Raw genomic sequence first — 21,890 nt, 5'->3', positions numbered from 1 at the left:
ATGAACCACAGCCAGTTTAAGATTTTTGCGTTTGTTATACTCGGTTTATGTAGTCTGAATATTCAGGCCCAGTCCAATTGGGATGAGGCTATAGATAAAAGCTTAAAGCAAACCCTGCGCACTCACAAAGATTTTGTAGGATATCCGAATATTGCTGCCAATACCAATGACATGATGGTCAACGTGGGTGTAGCCACGGAGTATTTCAAAGCCCGCGGTTTTAAGGTATCACTGTTGAAATCGGATGGGTTACCGGTATTTTTTGCAGCATATGAGGTTGACCCTAATGCGACCACCCTACTCTACTATTTGCATTTAGATGGACAAGCGGTTAATCCCGCTAATTGGGATCAGCCAGACCCGTTCACTCCAGTACTCAAAGAACAAAGTCCAGACGGTAGTTGGAATATACTACCTTGGGAAAAGCTAGAAGGCTCCATTGATATGGATTGGCGGATTTTTGGTCGCGCTGCTGCAGATGACAAAGCTCCCATAAGTATGCTGCTCACGGCCATGGATATTTTAAAAGCTTCTGGCCAGCAACCCAAGCACAATTTAAAAGTGATCTTAGACCTGCAAGAAGAAGCTGGCTCTGAGGCCTTTTTGTCTACCCTAGAGCAATACAGTGATCGCTACGCCGCAGATTATATGTTGATTCTAGACGGCCCGGCCCACAACAGTAATCAACCGACCTTGACCTTTGGCTGTCGAGGTATTGCCCGGTTTAGTTTAACCACATATGGTTCGGAATTGCCGCAGCACAGCGGACATTACGGCAATGTCGCTCCCAACCCTGTTTTTACCTTGAGTCATTTGCTTTCCAGCATGAAAGCTCCAGACGGACGGGTTTTAATTGCGGGCTATTATGACGGCATAGCCCTTAGCGCATCCGAAGAAGCCATACTAAATGCCGTGCCGGACGATCAAAATGAAATTGTTCAGAAGCTGGGCTTAAGTGAGGCAGAAAAGGTTGCGACCACTTATCAACTCGCCATGCAGTACCCAAGCTTGAACATCAGGCATATTGAAACCTCCTGGAAAGGTCCCGGTTTAAAGACCATTATACCTGAATGGGCGAAAGCCCACTTTGATGTGCGATTGGTGGCCGAAACCGATGGAGCTACTACTCTTGAAAAGATAAAGGCTCATATTAAGAACCAAGGGTATTACTTGATCGAAAGAGCGCCCACCCGAGAAGAGCGATTAACCTATAGCAAAATAGTTAGTTTTGAGGGCAATGCCGGTGTAAATGCTTTTAGAACCGACATGGAAAGTCCATTCGGGTTACAACTCTCGGAAGCAATTACAGCTAGTTTTGGCAAACCTCCAGTGCGCTTGCGAACTATGGGCGGAACTGTGCCTATCATACCCGCGGTTAATGCCTTGAAAATACCGGCTATTATTGTGCCCTTAGTCAATATGGACAACAATCAGCACAATCCGAATGAGAACATACGAATTGGGAATATTCGCGACGGGATCAAAGTCATATTGAGCATACTGGAAACTCCTTTCGAAAAATAATGGCGCATCCGTTCAACATAGCGCATTTAGATCATGTAGCCATTAATGTAAGGGATATGGAAGTTTCTATTGCATGGTATGCCAAAGTATTGGGGCTTAAACGTGTACAGGTACCAGAATGGGGTGCTTTTCCGATCTTTATGTTGGCCGGACAGACTGGAGTAGCGATTTTTCCTGCGGATCTTAGCGATGCTCCGTGCCCACAAGAATCACAGCATATTAAGATAGAGCACTTTGCGTTTCGCGTAAGTAACACTGCTTTTGATGCTGCCCGTGCTCATTATGAGAATTTAGGTTTGTCTTATACGCTGAAGGATCACCACCACTTCTTATCTATCTATACCGAAGACCCAGACGGACATACTGTAGAACTTACAACCCTAAAGGCTGCATCTTCCAATTTCTACAGCCAATAAACTAAAAAAGGGCAGCTTTCGCTACCCTTTTTACAACCAAATAAACAGTACCTAAGTGCAGGTAAACTAACTAGGCTCCGGCATTAACCGAATAACTGTAGGTCTTTCCGCTCTTGGCAACTAGCTTGAAAGTGTACTCGCCTGCTGGCGCGTCGCTAAAGTCAAATTGTTGTCCGATAGAAGCGGCATCACCCAAAAAGGATTTATGAATAAGCTCTCCGTTGTTATTGTATACATAAACCTTAAAGGTGTCTAGAGTCGTGTTGAGTACAGAAACGCGTACTACATTGGCATCCTCTTGAATAGAAACAGGATTCGTTGTAGGGTTTTCGTTGTTTGCTGTGGCAGCCATTGAAACTGTCAATGCTACTGCTGCGATTACATTCTTGAATTTCATCTCTTTAAAAATTTTTATTTCTGTGTTAATCAAGCAAATAAAAATTGTTTGCATAGATCAACCGTTTCACTTTCGCGCAAAAAATTTAATTGTAGAGAAAATATGCTACTAATTAAATTTGTTTGTGCTCATTTCACAACTAAGTAGTTTTAAGAATTGAACATTACAAATGTCTTACATAATGAGCAGCTGTACTACCACGGAAATACCCATTATCTGTGTATTTTTAACCTTGTAGATGGTAATGCATTAATATTGGGTTAAAATAGCATATGTTTTAGCTAAATTTGCATAGTTGGTTTGGTACGATTTATGCCAACTTATTAGTGTGAATAAAGACACGACCATGAAAGTGAGCAAACAACCCCTACTTGAAGCCATTGCCCCCGCCCTGGGCAGTTCTTTTAGCGTGACCAATTTTGCCGATCAGCGCAAACAGGACCGCGCCGCCTGGCATTTTCATCCCGAGATAGAATTGGTCTACGTGGACCAAGGCTCTGGGAAACGCCATATTGGGAATCACTTGTCCTATTATAATGAAGGCGATCTGATATTAATTGGAAGCAATGTCCCCCACTTCGGCTTTACTGACCGTTTAACTGGAAACAGTGAAGAAGTGGTGATTCAATTCAAAGAAGACTTTTTAGGCCCTGAATTCTTTGAAAAGCCAGAAATGAATCAGATCAAAAAACTATTCAAACGCGGAAAGCAAGGGATAGTGTTCTACGGCGAGACCAAAGAGGTTATAGGGAAACAGATGTCTGCCTTAACGCAGATGACACCACTTAACCGACTCACTGGCTTGTTGAACATTTTGGAGCAACTCTCGTTGAGCGATGAGTACAAACTCCTAAATATAGATTCTGTGATCATAGAGGCAAAACCTCAAGACAATAACCGTTTAGAACTCTTATACGACTTTGTGAACCGAGAATACACCCGTCATATCCCTTTGGCAGAAGCAGCCAATATGGTAAGTATGACAGAGCAGGCCTTTAGTCGTTTCTTTAAAAAGAAGACCGGCAAGACCTTTACGCAGTTTGTAAACGAGCACCGCTTGGTTCACGCCTCTAGGCTATTGGCAGAAGAACCTATGGGTATCACAGATATCTGTTACGATAGCGGATTTAACAACTTCTCCCACTTTAATAAACTGTTTAAAAAGTTCAGCGGAAAAAGTCCGTCTCAGTACCGAAACGAGATTCAAAAGGTCCTGGAATAGACTTGTCTTAGTGGCCTGAAATGTCGACTTTTGTTCCTATGAGCGAATCGGCAAAATACAGCGCACTCGATCTAGAGAAATGGCCGCGTAAAGAACATTTCGAGTTCTTCAGTGCCATGGAGGAGCCATTCTTTGGGCTCACGGTGCAACTGGATATGCGAAAAGCGTATCAATATTGTAAGGCCAAAGCTTATTCTCTTTCCATGTATTATCTCTACGCTGCCGCTTGGGCCAGTAATGAGGTAGATTCCTTTCGCTATAGAATCGTAGATAGTAAACCGGTAGTTTTCGAAACTATTCACTTGAATGCGGTTCAATTAAGACCAGACAAGAGCTTTGTGTTCACTTATATGCCTTTTGCCAAAGACTTTGAAAGCTTTCTTAAGCTTGCCGAACCCGAACGTAAAGCAGCGCTTAATAGAGCCGGTTTGGGAATTACCGAAGACACTAAGCGTTTGGATTCTGTCCACTATTCCGTTTTACCATGGATCGATTTTAGCAGTCTTTCTCACGCCAGATCATTCAGTTTTCCAGACAGTTGTCCTAAAGTGAGTTTTGGCAAATTGGTCACCGAAGCAGACCAAATGAGAATGCCTTGTGCAGTGCACGTGCACCACGGTCTTATGGATGGATATCACGTAGGGCAATTTTTAGAAAAATTACAAGCCTTTTTAGATCAAAGCCGATAGTTTTACTACTAGAGGATTGTGGCTTTTTTGTCTATCTTAGTCAAAAATTGCGACACTACAATTGATTTTTAAAAGCAGCCTTGGGGGAGTCACGGGAAAATACACCTGTGTATTATTGGGTTTGATGTTTTTGATCTTCGGATCTATGCAAGCTCAAGATGCCTTCTGTGCTGATTTTAAAGAAGGAAGTTTTTACATTCCACCTACAGATGAGCTGCCCGTTTCTTACAAGATCACACGTCAAGGGGAATCCTTGGTGGAGACTGTTGCCAGTGCTCCAAAAGGATTGCTTTCTGAAGAAGCTGTAAAACCTAAATACGGTGTGATCAAATGGATCGACGAATGCTCTTACAGAATTTGGTTCGACGAATCTAAAGGGCCATTAGATGATGTACAGCAAATGATCAATCGCAACAACGGCGTTCTTATAGAATTCTTGAGTATGGACGGCAACTGCGTGAACTATAGAGGGACTCTAGAGAAACCCGATGAGATCGTTACCTTTTTAGGGCAACAATGTAAAGACTAAGAGCTTTTTCCTATTCTGTATGCGTTTATTATTGGTCATAGGATTCTTACTGACAAGCCTGACAGGCTTTACGCAAGATTGTCCTAACCTGATAGCACCTGCCGCAGGAGCGACAAATGTTGCTGTAGACAGTCCAATCACTTGGGAAGAAGTCGTCGGAGTGACCGGTTACATTATTTCTCTGGGAACAACCCCTGGCGGAGGTGAAATTGTAGCGAACCAACCTGTAGGTTCTGTAACTACCTACAATCCGCCATTAGGCTTACCAGAATCCACAACCATTTATGTGACCATTACCTTATTCTTTTTTGATCAGCCAGATATTATTTGTGAGCCTATATCATTTACCACTAGAAACGAGGTCAATCCCCCAACCTGTACCCAACTCAACGCACCTGTCAACGGCAGTACAGGCGTTAACGTGGGCGCTAATCTGAGTTGGAATTACGCCCCCAGGGCCACGGGTTATCGCTTAACGATAGGAACTGCCCCGGGCTTGGGTGATATTGCCCTTAATTTAGATGTAGGGAACGTACTGTCTTACAACCCTCCTGCAGACTTTCCGGCAGCGACAGAGATCTTTGTGCAAATAGTGCCCTATAATGAAAATGGCATTGCGAGTTCTTGTATCGAAGAATCTTTTATTACTGGAGATCTAGGAGATCCTCCCGGCTGTACTATGCTTATCAATCCGGTTGATGGACAGTTCAATGTAGCCCTTTCGCCTTTATTGGAATGGGAACCTGTTCCTGGTGCCACTGGTTATTTACTCTACATTGGGCGTTCGCCTTTTGAAAACGATGTGGTAGATGGCGCAATATTTACAGACACCTCCACCTTTGTATTTAACTTTGAACCCAACAATACCTACTTTGTTAGAATAGTTCCTTTTAACGATGCCGGACAAGCTGTAGATTGCCCGCAAGAGTCCTTTTCTACAATTTTGGGCTGTGGTCCTTTCTTTGACGAAGATACCGGCGAACTGGTTGTTTTAAATCCAGAGATCAGTTTTCCAGATATCGTTGGGATTTGTCTTGGACAAACCCCAAGAGTTATCACGGCCACAGACCCCGCAGATGGCTACCGCTGGTATCGCGTTACAGATTCTGGAGATCTTTTGGTAATCTCCGAAGAAGCTACCGTAGCACTAGAAGAGACGGGGACTTATGTTTATGAGGCCTATGTACTTACCGACGATGGTCAAGGTTCCGTTTTAGAGTGTACCAGCTCCTCAGAATTCACGGTAGTGGCCTCTCAAGAAGCGCAGATCGATGATTTTTTTATCCGTCAGTTCGGAGAGGTTTTTAATGTGGAGGTTGTGGTTTCTGGTATTGGAGAATACGAGTATGCCCTGGCTATAGACGGGCCTTATCAAGACAGTCCAGAGTTCAATGGACTCACAGAGGGTAATTATGTGCTCTATATTAGAGATCGAAACGGCTGTGGTATAGTGCAGCGTCCTTTTAGATTGTTGTTTCCCCCTACTGGTTTTCCTCCTTATTTCTCACCCAATGGAGATGGTGTAAATGATCTTTGGAACTATGTACCACCTCGCCTAGACCCTTTGCCTTTAAAGGACATTTATATTTATGACCGATACGGTAAACTCCTGGCTCGAATAAATCCAAATGGAAACGGTTGGAACGGGCAATACCGGGGAAACCCACTCCCTGCAGCCGGTTATTGGTATCGTGCAGAAACTTTTGACAATCAAGTTTTTAGAGGATTCTTTTCTTTAGTGCGTTAAGTAGGTTATCTTTTTATCAAGACGCTGCACTTGGCAAATAAAGCCGTAAATTTGAGTAAAAATGATTACAAAAGCATCGGTATTAATTGCCGTAATTACTATGTGGGCAACACAACCCTTATTACTGGACTTTGGAACAACTGGGAACAATCAGGAATGGTTCGCTCTCAATGATAATGTCATGGGCGGAGTTTCTAGTGGTAAGTTACGCTATACCCCGAGCAGTTTTGTTTTTGAAGGACAGGTCTCTTTAGAGAACAATGGTGGTTTTGCCTCCGCCAGAGGCCCGTTTGAAGCCATGGACCTCTCAAAATTCAGCACAGTGATCATTAAATATCGGTCTAGCGGTATGGACTTTGCGCTCAGTCTAAACAACAGCAGACTTTGGTATCGTCCAAATTACAAGTCCAAATTACCGAATACAAATGGCCAGTGGAAGATCATCAATCTAGATATAAATGCCTTTAAGGAGTATCGCGTTGGCAAAGAAACCGGTAATTCTATAGATAAAAAGGTTTTACAAAAGATCATTCGTTTAGGTATAATCTCCGATGAAAAACGCGCAGGGATTTACAGTATAGAGGTAGATTTTATCAAGTTCAGTTAACTATGAACGCGTCGGAGTATCCAAACTATCCGGAATTACGAGCCCTTAAGAAGTTTTCCCAAGCACATCAACTTGAAATCATATCGAAAGGGTCGCCCTCTAAACTACTGCCCGATCACCATATGATCTCTTTTAGCTTCAGATCGAAACCTATCGAACTGCACTATCACGACGAGTATGGCGACCTGCAGATAAACAATACACTTTTACATATTGCTTGCTGTTTGGAGGAATTAGAGGCCGTAGAAGAAAGCGCCGATTACCTGCAATGGTGCACTGAAAACGGTTATGACGCTGCCAATTCAGGATTGCTCGATTATTATAAAGCTTTAGTGCATTTTAACGATAGTATTAGAACCTATTTTAAGGATCAGAGAGTAGAATCTTTTGTAAATTCGTTGGACTTTCAACTCAATCAACGGGCCGTACAAGCCTTGCGAAACAACGATTTTAGTCTCTGATGTGTTACGATATAAAAGCCAGTCTGGAATCTCAACTCAAGCGAGCCAAACGCAACAATGATCTTGCTGCTATTTTGGAGATCGAACAGAAACTAGCGCCATATACCGACCTACCGGCACATCATAAAAGTGGATTTGCGCATCCTAAACTTCTTATTTATACCGCTGTGGAGCCGTTTAAACCAATTATTGCTCATTGGGGCCTTATCCCCCATTGGGTTAAAGATTCTGAACTAAAGAACAAACTTTGGAACTCCACCATAAACGCCCGTGGAGAAACCTTGGCAGAGAAACCCTCCTTTAGAGATGCCTATAAAAGCAAACGCTGCTTGGTCTATTTGGATGGCTTTTACGAACATCACCATCAAGACGGTGAGACCTATCCCTTTTATATCTATCAAAATGACGAAAGTCCTTTGTGTGTAGCCGGCTTATGGAGCGAATGGACAGACCGCGACAGTGGCGAGGTTTGGACCACCTTTAGTCTAGTGACGACAAAGGCAAATAGCATGATGGCCAAGATCCATAATAATCCTAAGGCTAAGGAGGCTCGCATGCCTGTGCTTTTAAATGAAGCCGAAGCAGAGCTGTGGTTAAATGCAGATGCTAATCAGCCAGTACAAAAAGAAGCCTTGGCTGCACTTATTCGGCCATGGACAGGATCAGATTTAGCGGCACATCCGGTGGCTAAATTACGCGGCAAGAATTATCAGGGAAACATACCAGAGATCACCGAGAAAGTCCATTACGACGAATTAAAATTAACCCTATGAACCTAAGAACTGTACTATTCTTATCTATCAGCATTTTACTGTTAACTGCCTGTAAACAGGAACCTCAGCAGGAGAAGCCAAAAGTAGATCCAGACACGATCGTGGCAGAAGTTGCGATAATTAGAGGGTTTTCTGTTCGAGATTCAGCAGGAATTATGGTGGCCGATGCCTTGCGCGCTATGCAATCTGTAGAATACAATGCCAAAGGCCAGGAATTGGCCAATAAATTCTTTAATCAAAACGGTACGGTGGCTTGGGAAGATCAGTTTTTGCTTAACGAAGAAGGGCAAAAAATAGGTTCTCGCTATTACGAAAATGGCGAACTCAAAATGACCTACAAATACGACCTAGATGACCAAGGGCGTCGTGTCGGGTATAGAGCGCACGATGCCAATACTGGTGTTGAAATGTATCGCGGTTTCTCAAAATACGAGAAAGACGGAGGTCTTAGAATAGACGGTAGCGCACCTGGGCCAAATGCCGTGGTTCAATGGAATTACGAATATAGCTTTGACAAAAATGGCGAGGAAACCGGTTATGTTTATATCGCTGCGGATGGGAAACGTTTTCCGAGTACCTATAGCGTCAAAGAACGCGATGAACAAGGCCGTTGGCTTAGACGTGCGGTGGTGACCAATGATACGGTGACTGCAATCGAGACCCGAGAATTCAAATCACTAACGGACTCGCAGTAATTTTGGACAGACAGACCCGACTTAAGGTATTGTAATGCTAAAAGAGATGAAAAGAAGATCGCTATTATTCACTGTACTTTTCTTACTAACCCATGTTGTCTTAACGGCTCAAAATTCTGGCAAAGGTCCAGATGCCGTACTTGGACGTTATTGGACCCCTACTAAAAATGCTAAAATCGAAATCTACAAAGAAGGAGCTAAGTATTACGGGAAGACCGTTTGGACAGAAAGATCGGGAGTAGACACCTTGAATCCAGATCCAAAAAAGCGCAACCAATCCCTACTGGGCCTAGTTTTCTTGACCGATTTTACATACGATGACGGAAAATATGTGGATGGACAGATCTACGATCCGCAGAATGGAAACATCTATTCCTGTAAAATGTGGTTAGAACCAGACGGCGATCTCAAAGCCAGAGGATATATCGGCATCTCACTATTCGGTCGGACAGAAGTCTTTGAAAAGATAGAAGAATAGGCCACAATTAAGGGCTAGAGCGCGCAAACGTTTTCGATAATTTTTACTGGTAATTAGGGCCTTAGGGCTACCATTTAAGGTGTCTAATGTTTATCTTTACGCCCAACCAAACCAGCAAACTAGTCCGAATGAATCAAAGTCGCGTAATTATTGAAAATGTACGTCCGCAGTTAGAAGGCGGAGCCCATGCCATTAAGAGCATCGTTGGCGAGTACATTCCGGTAACTGCAACTGTAGTTGGCGATGGGCACGATGTTATCGCCGCTTCGCTACGCTACAAGCATCAATCCGAAAAAAAATGGAGTGAAACCCGAATGCAGGCTACCGGTAATGATCAGTGGGCGGCTGGCTTTGCAACGGACAAACAAGGAGCATATCAGTACAAAATTGAAGCCTGGGTAGATCACGCTTTAAACTGGCAGCACGGCATAGAACGCAAGATCGATGATAAGCAGCACGTGAACTCTGAACTACTTGAGGGTGCCGAGTATCTGACTGAAGTTGCCAAACAAGCCAATGCCTCCGAAAAGAAATACTTAAACGAACTCATTGCAGCCTTCAAAGATGCTGGACAATATGAAAAAGCAGTTCAAGAGGCCGTTTCTCAAAAGCTTCACGAACTGCTTTTTAAATATCCACTCAAGAGTTTGGTAAATGAGTCTGCCTCTCTCGAGGCTTATGCAGACCGCGAGAAAGCCCGCTTTAGTACCTGGTATGAGTTCTTCCCGAGATCTGCCTCTAAAGTAGCTGGACAACATGGAACATTTAAAGACTGTGAGGCCCTTTTGCCACGCGTAGCAAAAATGGGCTTTGACGTTTTGTACTTCCCTCCTGTTCACCCAATAGGACGCATAAACCGAAAAGGAAAGAACAACAGCACCGAGGCTCAAGATGGGGATGTAGGATCTCCTTGGGGTATTGGGGCTGAAGAAGGCGGACACAAAAGTTTACACCCAGACTTGGGCAATGAAGCCGATTTCAAGTCTTTGGTGGACAAAGCCAAAGAACTAGGCATAGAAATAGCCATGGATTTTGCCTTACAGGCCGCTCCAGATCATCCTTGGGTGAAATCAAACCCAGAGTGGTTCAAATGGCGTCCAGACGGTACGGTGCAATACGCGGAGAACCCTCCGAAGAAATATCAAGACATACTCCCTATCCATTTTGAAAGCAAGGATTGGAAGAACCTTTGGCAAGAAATGCTCGACTGCGCCATGTATTGGGTAGAAGAATTCGGGATCCGCATCTTTAGAGTGGATAATCCGCATACCAAGCCTTTTTATTTCTGGGGATGGCTAATGGCAGAGGTCAAGAAGAAATACCCAGATGTATTGTTCCTATCCGAAGCATTTACACGCCCAGCCGTGATGCATCAACTGGCCAAGCAAGGCTTTAGCCAATCCTATACGTACTTTACCTGGCGTAACAACAAGCAAGAGCTGATCGAGTATGTGGAAGAGTTGACCAAGACCGATCAGAAATACTTCTTTAGACCAAATTTCTGGCCTAACACTCCAGATATCAACCCATGGGCCTTACAAGGTGGTAACGAGGCCATACACTTGAGCCGTTATTTCCTAGCCGCTACCCTAAGCTCTAATACCGGGCTTTACGGACCGGTTTATGAATTTATGGTGAGCGATGCGGTCCCTGGGAAAGAAGAATACTGGGATTCTGAAAAGTACCAATTACGCCACTGGAATTGGGATGCAGAAAACAAACTGACCACCTTGATCAGCAAGATCAATCACATCAGACACCAACACGCCTCGCTACAACAGACCAACAACATCAAATTCTTAAGTGTAGAGAACGAGCAACTCCTGACCTACTATAAGAGTGATGCAAATGGGCAAGATGAAACCCTGATGGTGGCGAATCTAGATCCTTATTACCCACAAAGCGGTTGGATAGAACTTCCACTAGAAGAAATGGGCGTGGCAGAAGGGCATTCCATCACCGTACACGACCTCATTACAGAGAGCAGCTATATCTGGAACAAGCGCTGGAATTTTGTAGAGCTGCATCCTGCACTACCTTTTCATTTGTTTAAAATCAAAAAGTAATGGCCAAGGCTAAATCGACTGTAAAGAGCACAACCAACTTCAATGTTGCTTGGGAAGCCCTTATGGACGACCCAGGCTTTGTAAAGATGTTCCTATCCGAAGTATTGGAACGGTATATCGTACAGCAGCGTTGGTATGGTGGAAAGTCTAGTAAGCTCAAATATATCGACCTGACGGAATACTTCCGAATTGAACAAAACGAAGAGGTCTATTACGGACTGATCTTGGAGATCAATTTCGAAGAGGCTTTCTATCAGCATTATTTTTTACCGATCGCTTTTGTGACCGATGAGAACTTCGCTAAAGAAGATCGGATCATGAACTTGAGCATTCAAGGACAAGAAGGCTTTCTTATAGACGCTGTAAACCTCGAAGCCTTTAGAAAATTGGTCTTCGAACGAATTCTACACGCCCAGAAAGGGTCGGAAGAGCGCGTAAAATACCATCGTGGTGAATCTTTTGTAGAGACCCAATACGAGTCTTCTCGTTTTATGGGAATGGAGCAATCCAACACTTCGATAATCATCAACGAACGCTTGGTGATCAAATTCTTCCGCAGGATCTACGCCAATAAGAATCCGGACTACGAGATGTCTCGCTTCTTGTCTGACAAAAAAGGTTTCAAGAATACACCGAGTTATCAGGGAAGTATCAACATCATTGACTCGGACAACCTAATCATCACCATAGCCCTGATGCAAGGCTTGGTTCCCAACCAAGGCGACGCTTGGGAATATATGCTGGATAAACTCAAAGGCGTCTTTGAGAATCTGGAACATAAAAACATAAAGATAAACCAACTGCCGCGCACCGAGTTGTTTGCCCGGTTGACCATAGCCGACGTGCCGCCACAGATCATCGACTGGGCTGGACTCAGTTTGTTCTTGGAATTACAACAGTTGGCCAAGCGCACTGCAGAGATGCATATTGCACTGGGCTCTGAGTTCGAAGAAACGGCCTTTGCCCCGGAACGCTTTAATGGAGATTACGAGGTTTGGTTAAAGAACCGTTTGCTGTATCAGTTCCAAAACCGACTGAATACACTTGAGAACAACCTGCATAAGTTAGATGGCTTGGCCTTGGATCTGGCAAAAGACTTCTTGGAACAGAAGAACGAGATCAGAAAGCGTTTTTTAACCTTCAACTGGACCAAACTCAAAGGAGAGCGTTTACGCGTCCACGGAGATTACCACTTAGGGCAAATCCTTGTTCAAAATGGTGATTTTTATATCCTCGATTTCGAAGGAGAACCAGAAAGCACCATCCGCGACAGAAAGGTAAAACAACCCCCACTTAAGGATGTGGCCGGTTTGTTCCGCTCTTTCCACTATGCCATTTACGCTACTATCTTTAACGAAGGAGAGCATTTCCCTTACGAGCAAAAAGAGCTGTTCGCAGCCGGAGAATTGCTTTACCGTTATATGATCGGCGTCTTTTTGAACACTTATACGGATGTAGTTCGCAATGCCAACATTAACATTGGTTACGAGCAGGAACGCGTTTTTATGCTCAAATACTCCATGTTAGAAAAGGCGGTTTACGAACTCGGTTACGAAATGAATGCGCGTCCGCGCTGGGCGGTGATTCCTCTAGAAGGGATCGCATCAATAATGAATGAAAACTAAGATTAGCACATGTCTAAGGTTATAGCACACAGTTTTTTCAGCGATTTTGACATTGACCTCTTTAAGGCGGGGAAACACTTTAAACTCTATGAGAAGTTTGGAGCGCATTTAACAGAGGTAGACGGTGTTCAAGGCGTGTATTTTGCCGTTTGGGCTCCTGCTGCCAAGGCAGTCTCTGTAATAGGAGATTTTAATTACTGGCTAGAAGGTGAGCATCCGCTCAACATACGCTGGGACGCCTCCGGAATATGGGAAGGCTTTATTCCCGGGGTACAAAAAGGTGCCAAATACAAATACAAGATCCACAGCCATCATAACGACATAAAGACCGAAAAGGCAGATCCTTTTGCCTTTAGAACAGAGCATCCGCCAAAGACAGCTTCTATTGTTTGGGATGCGCCTTACACTTGGAAAGACAATAACTGGCTTAAAGAACGACCTAAGCGCAACGCACTGGACCAGCCGTTCTCTGTTTATGAGGTACACTTAGGATCTTGGATGCGCAATGGTGCAGAAGACCGCCCATTGACCTATATCGAACTAGCTACAGAATTGGTCGATTATGTAAAGAAAATGCAGTTCACCCATGTGGAGTTCATGCCAATTATGGAATACCCTTACGATCCTTCTTGGGGCTACCAACTTACGGGCTACTTCTCTCCTACTTCGCGTTTTGGGAAGCCAGAAGATCTTAAATTTTTGATCGATGCGCTACATCAAGCTGGAATTGGTGTGATCTTGGATTGGGTGCCTTCGCACTTCCCAGAAGATGCTCACGGCCTTGGACTCTTTGATGGAACGCATGTATACGAACATCCCGACCGTAAAAAAGGATACCACCCAGACTGGAAGAGCTTGATCTTTAACTACGGACGCAACGAAGTACGCGCCTTCTTGATCAGTAATGCCCTGTTCTGGTTGGATCAATACCATGCAGACGGCCTGCGTGTAGATGCTGTAGCCTCTATGTTGTATCTGGATTATTCCAGAGAAGATGGGGAGTGGGAACCGAATCAATTCGGTGGCCGCGAGAACTTAGACGCGATCTCTTTTTTTAAAGAGCTCAATGAAGCTGTCTACGGCGAGTTCCCTGGCGTACAGACCATAGCCGAGGAATCTACCTCATTTCCTATGGTCTCTAAACCTACTTTTTTAGGCGGATTAGGCTTTGGAATGAAATGGATGATGGGCTGGATGCACGACACCTTGGAATATTTTAAGAAGGAGCCTATCTATCGCCAACATCACCAGAACGATATCACTTTTAGTCTAACCTACGCCTTTACAGAGAATTTTATGCTGCCGCTGAGCCATGACGAGGTGGTCTACGGTAAGAAATCTATACTAGACCGTATGCCAGGAGATACTTGGCAGCGTTTCGCCAATTTGCGATTACTCTACGGATGTATGTTTACCCACCCGGGAACCAAGCTACTCTTTATGGGAGGAGAATTCGGACAATGGGGTGAATGGGATTACAGCAAGAGCTTGGACTGGCACTTGACGGAATATGACGACCACAAGAATATGCAGCAATATGTAGCAGCCTTGAATGGACTCTATAGAAAAGAAAAGGCTTTACACGAAAAGCAATTCAGTGCAGAAGGTTACGAATGGATCGACTATACGGATAACACCAACTCGGTACTGGCCTTTATTAGAAAAGGAAACGACCCTAAAGACGATCTAGTAATTATCTGTAATATGACGCCGGTAGTACGTGAGAACTACCGCATAGGCCTGCCGCAAGCAGGCGCGTATAGAGAGATCTTCAATTCTGACGATCCGAAATTTGGAGGTAGCGGCGTTGTGAGCACTCAGCGACCTAAAGCCGAAGCTATCCGTTCTCACAACAGGGACTATTCGCTGGCCTTTACCCTGCCCCCATTGGGAATCAAGGTCCTGAAACGCGTCCAAAGCAAATCTTAACCACACGACAAAGACGACATTAATCTATGATCACAAATACCGAACTCGAACGGAAAGGGAACCAGTTTCCTGGGCCGATAACCACTTTTAGTAAAAAAGCAGACACCTTTAGCATAGCAGCAGATAATGGCGTACTGCTGCAGATCACTGTGATTCGGGACAGTATCTTCCGATTTCGCTATGCGACAGAAGGAAATTTCCCTGCGGATTTTAGCTATGCCTTAGATAAGAACGCTACCCACGGTTATAACCACTTGGAATATTCCGAAACGCCGGACACTTTTATCATAAAGACAGCCAAGTTAGTGTTGCATATAGATCGTGCGACCATGAAAAAGCGCATCTATGATCTGGACGGTACGTTGATCAACGAAGACGAAGCCGGTTTCCACTGGGAATTCAGCTACGAGCACGGCTCGGACATCGTTAAAATGAGCAAGCACGCCCAAAAGATGGAGAGTTACTACGGTTTGGGAGACAAGCCGATGCACTTTAACCTCAAAGGCAAGCGTGTGGAGAACTGGGTGACCGACCAATATGCTTTTGGGAAGGATCAGGATCCGCTCTACAAAGCCATACCCTTTTATGTGGGCTTGCATTCGGACAAGGCTTACGGAATATTCTTTGACAACACCTTTAGAACCTTTTTTGACTTTTGTCAAGAAAGACGAGATACCACAAGTTTTTGGGCACAGGGCGGAGAGATGAACTACTATTTCATTTACGGACCTGGTATTGACCGTGTGGTGAGCAGTTATACCGATCTTACCGGAAAGCCAGAAATGCCGCCACTCTGGGCGCTTGGCTTCCATCAGAGTAAGTGGAGTTATTATCCCGAAAGCAATGTACGCGAAGTAGCTAGCAAGTTCCGCGAATTGCGAATTCCTTGCGATGCGATCTATCTGGACATTGATTATATGGACGGATTCCGTTGTTTTACATGGAACAACGAATACTTCCCAGATCCGAAGAAAATGATAGACGACCTAGAAGCAGACGGCTTTAAAACGGTGGCTATCATCGATCCGGGAATCAAGATCGACAAGGATTACGATATTTACAACGAAGCCCTAGAAAAAGATTATTTCTGCAAACGTGCCGATGGCCCGCTAATGAAAGGAAAGGTTTGGCCGGGCGAATGTAACTTCCCGGATTTCACCAACCCAAAAGTACGTGAATGGTGGGCAGATCTATACCATGAGCTTATTGGCGAGACAGGAGTTCATGGCGTTTGGAACGATATGAACGAACCTGCTGTGATGGAAGTTCCTACCAAGACCTTCCCGCTCGATGTACGTCACGACTATGACGGGCATCCGTGTAGTCACCGCAAGGCACACAATATCTACGGTATGCAAATGGCCCGTGCTACCTATCACGGAGTGAAAAAATACACCTATCCGAAGCGTCCGTTTATCATTACGCGTTCTGCTTATTCTGGAGCCCAGCGTTATTGTTCTTCTTGGACTGGAGACAATGTTGCTACTTGGGAGCATCTCTGGGTAGCTAACCAGCAGATCCAGCGCATGTGTCTTTCGGGTATGTCCTTTATTGGAACCGATATCGGTGGATTTGCCGAGCAACCGACGGGTGAACTCTTTAGCCGTTGGATACAATTAGGCGTGTTCCATCCGTTCTGTCGCGTGCACTCTTCTGGAGATCATGGTGATCAGGAACCGTGGTCATTTGATGAAGAGGTAACCAATATTGTACGCGATTATGTAGAGCTGCGTTACCAGTTGTTACCTTACCTCTACACCATGTTCTGGGAATATGCACAAGAGGGTATTCCTATGATAAAACCTTTGGTTTACTTTGATCAGGAGGATCACCAGACCTTTTACCGTACCGACGAATTTATCTTCGGAAACGATATTCTGGTCTGTCCTATCTTGGAGCCGAATGCACAAGGGCGCCGTATGTATATCCCTCGTGGGCTTTGGTATAACTACTGGAGTGACGAAGTGGTCGAAGGTGGTAAAGAACTTTGGGTTGATGCAGATATCAATAAGATCCCACTCTTTGTGCGCAGCGGGTCTATGATCCCTAAATATCCTGTTCAGCAGTATGTTGGAGAGAAAAAAGTGGAATCTTTGACCTTAGACGTCTATTACAAGGAAGGCAAAGGACAAGCCAAGGTTTACGAAGACGGACAAGACGGCTACGACTACAAAAAAGGTCGTTTCAGTTTGCGCTCCTTTAAGCTGACGGGTAAAACCAACGAACTGATCATACAGCAACACAAAGAAGGTAAGTTTGTGACAGACTACGATACCATCACCTTAAAATTCCACGGTTTACCATTTAAAGTGACAGCTATAGAACTGGATAATCAATTGGATACCAGCATAAAATTCAATGGCGAAGCTACTTTACAGATCACCAAGGATTTTACAGAATTGCATCTTATCGGCGAATAAGAATTAGCATTTTACACTTAAATAAGGCCAAGGATATTTGATATCTTTGGCCTTATGTATATTCCAGAACTCTTTAAAGAGACCGACCAGCAGAAGATCACGGAGTTTTTAAAGCAAAATGCTTTCGGGCTACTCATTACCCAACACCAGGGTAAACCCCTAGCCACACATTTGCCTTTAGAGTATCTAGAAAAAGACGGAAAGGCGTATTTACAGGGGCATTTGGCCAAGGCGAATCCGCAGTGGAAGACGTTTGATGAGCAAGAGCAGGTCTTGGCCGTATTCAATGGGCCGCACTCCTATGTCTCTGCCAGCTGGTACAGCATAGAAGAAGTTTCTACCTGGAATTATGTTGCTGTTCATATTTACGGAAAATTGAGAACCATGGCCCACGAAGAACTGATGCCCATGCTCGAAGCCTTAATGGACAAGTACGAAAGCGATGTGCAGCGGCCGGTTGACATGAGCAAACTTTCTAAGAAGACCTTAAATCAGGTATACGGAATAGTTGGATTTGAAATTGAGATCACCGAGCTACAAGCCAAGTACAAAATGTCTCAAAATCGTTCTGAAAAAGACTATGACAACATCGTTGAGAACTTAGAGGACGGACGCGGTACGCAAGCGGCAGAAACGGCAAAGCTTATGCGTGAATTTAAGCCAGACCTTAGCGGTAACAAATAATATTATACACTTCCAGTCGCTTTAATTTAGAGGAAAAACCCTGTTGACCTTCAGAGAGTTAAACACTACATTTACTGTCTTTGCACTCAACTGCAATCGACTTAACATAATTGTAGTGAAAAAGAAAAAAATTCTGCTACATGTTCAAAAAACCCGATCGGCACGGATCGGGTTTTTTATTGTTACTATTTATTTTCTCGGCGCATTTGCCGTTGAATCTTATTGATTGCGGTCTCTATAGATTTTTCGGGTTCAATAACATTTCTTGGCCCCCAGAAATCCGGATCGGAGAACCCAGTGATCGCATCGGTGATCACTACGGAGGGGCGTAATCTATCTTTGGGTCTAGCAACCTGATCGTTCGAGATAAGCTCCCAGTCTGTCACAGCCATCTCACTGTTCAAAGTGTAAATGGAATTAAAAAGTTTGCGTTTTTTATTGATCTTAAAGCTCAGATCCACACTGCCATAACCATAGAACCAGCGACCATCCTTTTCTCTGTAATCTACACGATATGCCGCCTTTAAAGGAGTTACCTCAATATCTCCGGGCTTTCGTCTCACAAAAAGAGCACTGGCTGCCTTTTTATCGTTGAGCAGTAATTGGTAGTCGGCACTGGTCAAAGCAAGCGTCTCGGTATCTATGTATAATTGCCCATAATAAAGCGGATCTAACACAAAATCCTTCTGTTTAAAATTGACCACATAGACCGGTCTGTCGTTTACTGCGGTGGACCGCTCCAACGAAAAGTCGTAGAGGTCATAGGTATCTTCGGTAAAGATATACTCCGGATACTTCATAATATCCAAATACAAGGTAGAAAAAGGACCGCCTTGAAGTTTAAGAGCAACGGTGTCCAACCTGCGGTAGTCTGTACTTTTACGAGCTTTGTCTAAGGAAACAACATCCTTGATATTATTCGTACTCGGTTGTTTGTAAAGGTTCACTACCGCCTCTGTGAGTGATACATTGCGGTTTCGCCTCTTAATGGTCTCCCGGTAAAAAGCAGTCATTCTAGCTGTCTGTGGGAGCGTATTCTCTCCTCGCTTTCTAAATACAGCACGGACCAGTGCATTGGCATCTGCAAAGCGAGTTACACTGATCTCGCTGAGTTGAGAAACCTCAATATTCAGATAAATGGTGTGCCTGTCCTTAGGTATCTCACTGAGCTTGGCTGTATAGGTCTCAAAACCAAGCATGGTAACCTCTAGGGCTGCATCTAGATACTCATTGGGCACTTTTAAAAGGTAGTTACCTTCTGTGTTACTTACGGTACTGATATTTGTACCGCTAACCAATAAAGTGGCAAAGACTACAGGATCCTTCCCTTTACTGTCTAATATCTTTCCGCGAAATTCGGTATACTCCGCTGCAGCATTCTGGGCTATAGTCGCTGCGGATGGTACTAAGAGTAAGATCGACAGCAGCAGCACCAGACCGCGGAAATTGCGCTTCGGAGTTTGTAGTTGGGCTCGCATTGGGCAATATATTTGAATCGGATTGGTTCTTCTAAGTTACTAAATTATTGACTTTTAAGCCCAGATTTTAACACAGAATGGCCAACTGTCTTCATAAAAAAACCCAGCCAAATGGCTGGGTTTTTAAGTTATATATGTTGTGAATTACTTCACTTCTTCGAAGTCTATCACGTGTCAAGCACGTGACAGGCTACTTGACTTCTTCGAAGTCTACGTCTTCTACATCAGAACCCTGATCCTCTCCCGCAGCATTGGCATCACCTGTCGGCGCACCTTGTTGCTGAGCTTCGGCTTGGGCCTTATACATCTCCTCGCTTGCTACCTTCCAAGCCTCGTTCAGCTTGTCTAGAGCAGGTTGGATAGTTTCTACCTCCTTGGTCTCGAAAGCCTTTTTCAGGTCTTCTAGAGCAGCTTGGATAGGCGCTTTCTTATCATCGCTGATCTTATCGCCAAACTCTTCCAATTGCTTTTCGGTTTGGAAGATCATCGCGTCAGCTTCGTTGATCTTGTCTGCCTTTTCTTTTGCAGCCTTATCCGCCTCAGCATTAGCTTCTGCCTCTGCTTTCATTTTCTCGATCTCCTCTTCTGTAAGTCCAGAAGATGCTTCGATTCGGATGTCTTGAGATTTTCCAGTAGCCTTATCTGCAGCGGTCACTTTAATGATACCATTAGCATCGATATCAAAGGTCACCTCTATTTGAGGCATTCCGCGCGGTGCTGGTGGAATTCCGTCTAAGTGGAATCTACCAATGGTTTTATTGTCTGCCGCCATTGGACGCTCCCCTTGCAATACGTGGATCTCTACACTTGGCTGATTGTCTGCAGCCGTAGAGAATACCTGCGATTTTTTCGTAGGGATGGTCGTGTTGGCTTCGATAAGCTTGGTCATTACGCCACCCATGGTCTCAATACCCAGTGAAAGTGGTGTAACATCTAGAAGCAATACGTCTTTTACGTCTCCGGTAAGCACCCCACCTTGAATTGCAGCTCCAACAGCAACAACTTCGTCTGGGTTAACACCTTTACTCGGTTCCTTGCCAAAGAATTTCTTTACAGCCTCTTGTACTGCAGGGATACGAGTAGATCCACCTACAAGGATTACTTCGTCAATATCAGAAGTAGAAAGTCCTGCGTTCTTAAGCGCGGTTTGACAAGGCTCAATAGTTCTTTTTACTAGATCGTCGATCAGTTGCTCAAATTTAGCACGGCTCAAAGTACGTACTAAGTGTTTTGGCCCACTAGATGTAGCCGTAATGTATGGCAAGTTGATCTCGGTCTGAGAAGAAGAAGACAATTCGATCTTCGCTTTCTCTGCAGCTTCTTTAAGACGTTGCAAAGCCATAGGATCTTCTCTTAGATCCATGCTTTCGTCTGCTTTGAACTCATCGGCCAACCAGTTGATGATCTTGGTGTCCACATCGTCACCTCCAAGGTGAGTGTCACCGTCTGTTGCCAATACTTCGAATACTCCGTCTCCAAGCTCCAAGATAGAAACGTCATGGGTTCCACCTCCAAAGTCGAATACAACGATCTTTTGGTCAGATGTCTTCTTGTCTAATCCGTAAGCCAAGGCTGCTGCTGTTGGCTCGTTGATAATTCTGCGAACGGTAAGTCCTGCGATCTCTCCAGCCTCTTTTGTCGCTTGACGCTGAGAGTCGTTAAAGTAAGCCGGTACGGTGATTACTGCTTCAGAAACAGAAGTACCTAAATAATCTTCTGCAGTTTTCTTCATTTTCTGAAGTACCATTGCAGATAATTCTTGTGGCGTGTAAAGACGACCATCGATATCCACACGTGGCGTATCGTTGTCTCCTTTTACAACTTTATATGCAGCGCGATCTGCCTCTTGCTGAGACTCGCTGTATTTGTTACCCATAAATCTTTTGATAGAAGCTACGGTCTTGGTGGGGTTGGTTACCGCCTGACGTTTTGCAGGGTCACCTACCTTGATCTCTCCGCCTTCTACAAAAGCAATTACGGATGGTGTTGTTCTTTTTCCTTCGGCATTCGGAATCACCGTAGGCTCGCTTCCTTCCATTACGGCGACACACGAGTTGGTGGTTCCTAAGTCGATTCCAATTATTTTACTCATAATTCTATGCTATAGGTGTGTTGATTCAAAATTTAAACTCACTCCCCTATAGTCAATC

At 44.4% G+C, this 21,890-nt stretch carries 19 protein-coding genes; 16 read left to right on the top strand and 3 right to left on the bottom strand.

The genetic code is table 11. From position 1 onward, the window contains the following. Positions 1 to 1,524 (top strand): M20/M25/M40 family metallo-hydrolase, encoded by a 1,524-nt coding sequence (locus BTO09_RS12640; protein ID WP_087525130.1) that lies wholly within the window; start codon positions 1 to 3, stop codon positions 1,522 to 1,524. After that, complete coding sequence (locus BTO09_RS12635) at positions 1,524 to 1,940, top strand: VOC family protein (protein WP_087525129.1); 417 nt, start codon at positions 1,524 to 1,526, stop codon at positions 1,938 to 1,940. The genes BTO09_RS12640 and BTO09_RS12635 overlap by 1 nt, the downstream gene beginning before the upstream one ends. A gap of 70 nt (positions 1,941 to 2,010) precedes the next feature. Here the strand turns inward: BTO09_RS12635 and BTO09_RS12630 are convergent, their stop codons facing one another. Further along, the gene (locus BTO09_RS12630) at positions 2,011 to 2,337 is read right to left on the bottom strand and encodes a DUF3244 domain-containing protein (RefSeq protein WP_157663512.1); all 327 of its coding nucleotides are present in this window, start codon (positions 2,335 to 2,337) and stop codon (positions 2,011 to 2,013) included. Between the two features lie 328 nt (positions 2,338 to 2,665). Between BTO09_RS12630 and BTO09_RS12625 the strand changes: the two genes are divergently transcribed. The 14 genes from BTO09_RS12625 to BTO09_RS12560 all read left to right on the top strand — a co-directional run bounded on the left by BTO09_RS12625 (position 2,666) and on the right by BTO09_RS12560 (position 18,262). Then, complete coding sequence (locus tag BTO09_RS12625; RefSeq protein ID WP_369826880.1) at positions 2,666 to 3,559, top strand: AraC family transcriptional regulator; 894 nt, start codon at positions 2,666 to 2,668, stop codon at positions 3,557 to 3,559. 38 nt (positions 3,560 to 3,597) lie between these two features. Next, positions 3,598 to 4,248: a chloramphenicol acetyltransferase gene (locus BTO09_RS12620; protein ID WP_157663511.1), complete on the top strand. Its 651-nt coding sequence runs from the start codon at positions 3,598 to 3,600 to the stop codon at positions 4,246 to 4,248. A gap of 124 nt (positions 4,249 to 4,372) precedes the next feature. Continuing rightward, a complete protein-coding gene (locus tag BTO09_RS12615; protein WP_157663510.1) occupies positions 4,373 to 4,777 on the top strand; it encodes a hypothetical protein in 405 nt (134 codons plus the stop codon). 19 nt (positions 4,778 to 4,796) lie between these two features. Next, positions 4,797 to 6,524: a T9SS type B sorting domain-containing protein gene (locus tag BTO09_RS12610; RefSeq protein WP_087525124.1), complete on the top strand. Its 1,728-nt coding sequence runs from the start codon at positions 4,797 to 4,799 to the stop codon at positions 6,522 to 6,524. A gap of 61 nt (positions 6,525 to 6,585) precedes the next feature. After that, positions 6,586 to 7,131, top strand: coding sequence for a CIA30 family protein (locus BTO09_RS12605; RefSeq protein ID WP_087525123.1), 546 nt, complete (start codon positions 6,586 to 6,588; stop codon positions 7,129 to 7,131). Between the two features lie 2 nt (positions 7,132 to 7,133). Further along, a complete protein-coding gene (locus tag BTO09_RS12600) occupies positions 7,134 to 7,592 on the top strand; it encodes a hypothetical protein (protein ID WP_087525122.1) in 459 nt (152 codons plus the stop codon). After that, positions 7,592 to 8,365 (top strand): SOS response-associated peptidase, encoded by a 774-nt coding sequence (locus BTO09_RS12595; RefSeq protein WP_087525121.1) that lies wholly within the window; start codon positions 7,592 to 7,594, stop codon positions 8,363 to 8,365. The genes BTO09_RS12600 and BTO09_RS12595 overlap by 1 nt, the downstream gene beginning before the upstream one ends. Continuing rightward, the gene (locus BTO09_RS12590; RefSeq protein WP_087525120.1) at positions 8,362 to 9,060 is read left to right on the top strand and encodes a hypothetical protein; all 699 of its coding nucleotides are present in this window, start codon (positions 8,362 to 8,364) and stop codon (positions 9,058 to 9,060) included. Before BTO09_RS12595 ends, BTO09_RS12590 begins: the two co-directional genes overlap by 4 nt. Before the next feature lie 46 nt (positions 9,061 to 9,106). Next, entirely contained in the window at positions 9,107 to 9,538 is a 432-nt protein-coding gene (locus tag BTO09_RS12585; protein WP_157663509.1) for a DUF2147 domain-containing protein, read from the top strand. 128 nt (positions 9,539 to 9,666) lie between these two features. Then, positions 9,667 to 11,604: an alpha-1,4-glucan--maltose-1-phosphate maltosyltransferase gene (locus BTO09_RS12580; RefSeq protein WP_087525118.1), complete on the top strand. Its 1,938-nt coding sequence runs from the start codon at positions 9,667 to 9,669 to the stop codon at positions 11,602 to 11,604. Continuing rightward, a complete protein-coding gene (locus BTO09_RS12575; RefSeq protein WP_087525117.1) occupies positions 11,604 to 13,229 on the top strand; it encodes a trehalose synthase in 1,626 nt (541 codons plus the stop codon). Before BTO09_RS12580 ends, BTO09_RS12575 begins: the two co-directional genes overlap by 1 nt. 9 nt (positions 13,230 to 13,238) lie before the next feature. After that, a complete protein-coding gene (gene glgB / locus BTO09_RS12570; protein WP_087525116.1) occupies positions 13,239 to 15,158 on the top strand; it encodes a 1,4-alpha-glucan branching protein GlgB in 1,920 nt (639 codons plus the stop codon). Positions 15,159 to 15,184: 26 nt separating this feature from the next. Further along, positions 15,185 to 17,578, top strand: a complete 2,394-nt coding sequence (locus BTO09_RS12565; protein ID WP_087525115.1) for a glycoside hydrolase family 31 protein — start codon at positions 15,185 to 15,187, stop codon at positions 17,576 to 17,578. 54 nt (positions 17,579 to 17,632) lie between these two features. Continuing rightward, complete coding sequence (locus tag BTO09_RS12560; protein WP_087525114.1) at positions 17,633 to 18,262, top strand: FMN-binding negative transcriptional regulator; 630 nt, start codon at positions 17,633 to 17,635, stop codon at positions 18,260 to 18,262. A gap of 185 nt (positions 18,263 to 18,447) precedes the next feature. On the opposite strand, the gene BTO09_RS12555 is transcribed toward BTO09_RS12560, so the two are convergent. Continuing rightward, positions 18,448 to 19,740 carry a carboxypeptidase-like regulatory domain-containing protein gene (locus BTO09_RS12555; RefSeq protein ID WP_087525113.1) on the bottom strand — a complete coding sequence of 431 codons (1,293 nt, stop codon included), beginning with the start codon at positions 19,738 to 19,740 and terminating at the stop codon, positions 18,448 to 18,450. 190 nt (positions 19,741 to 19,930) lie between these two features. After that, positions 19,931 to 21,832: a molecular chaperone DnaK gene (gene dnaK, locus BTO09_RS12550; RefSeq protein ID WP_087525112.1), complete on the bottom strand. Its 1,902-nt coding sequence runs from the start codon at positions 21,830 to 21,832 to the stop codon at positions 19,931 to 19,933. Positions 21,833 to 21,890: the final 58 nt, after the last annotated feature.

Origin of the sequence: Gilvibacter sp. SZ-19 (assembly GCF_002163875.1) — a bacterium.
Classification (GTDB): Bacteria; Bacteroidota; Bacteroidia; order Flavobacteriales; family Flavobacteriaceae; genus Gilvibacter.
This window is presented reverse-complemented; position numbering and strand designations above follow the sequence as displayed.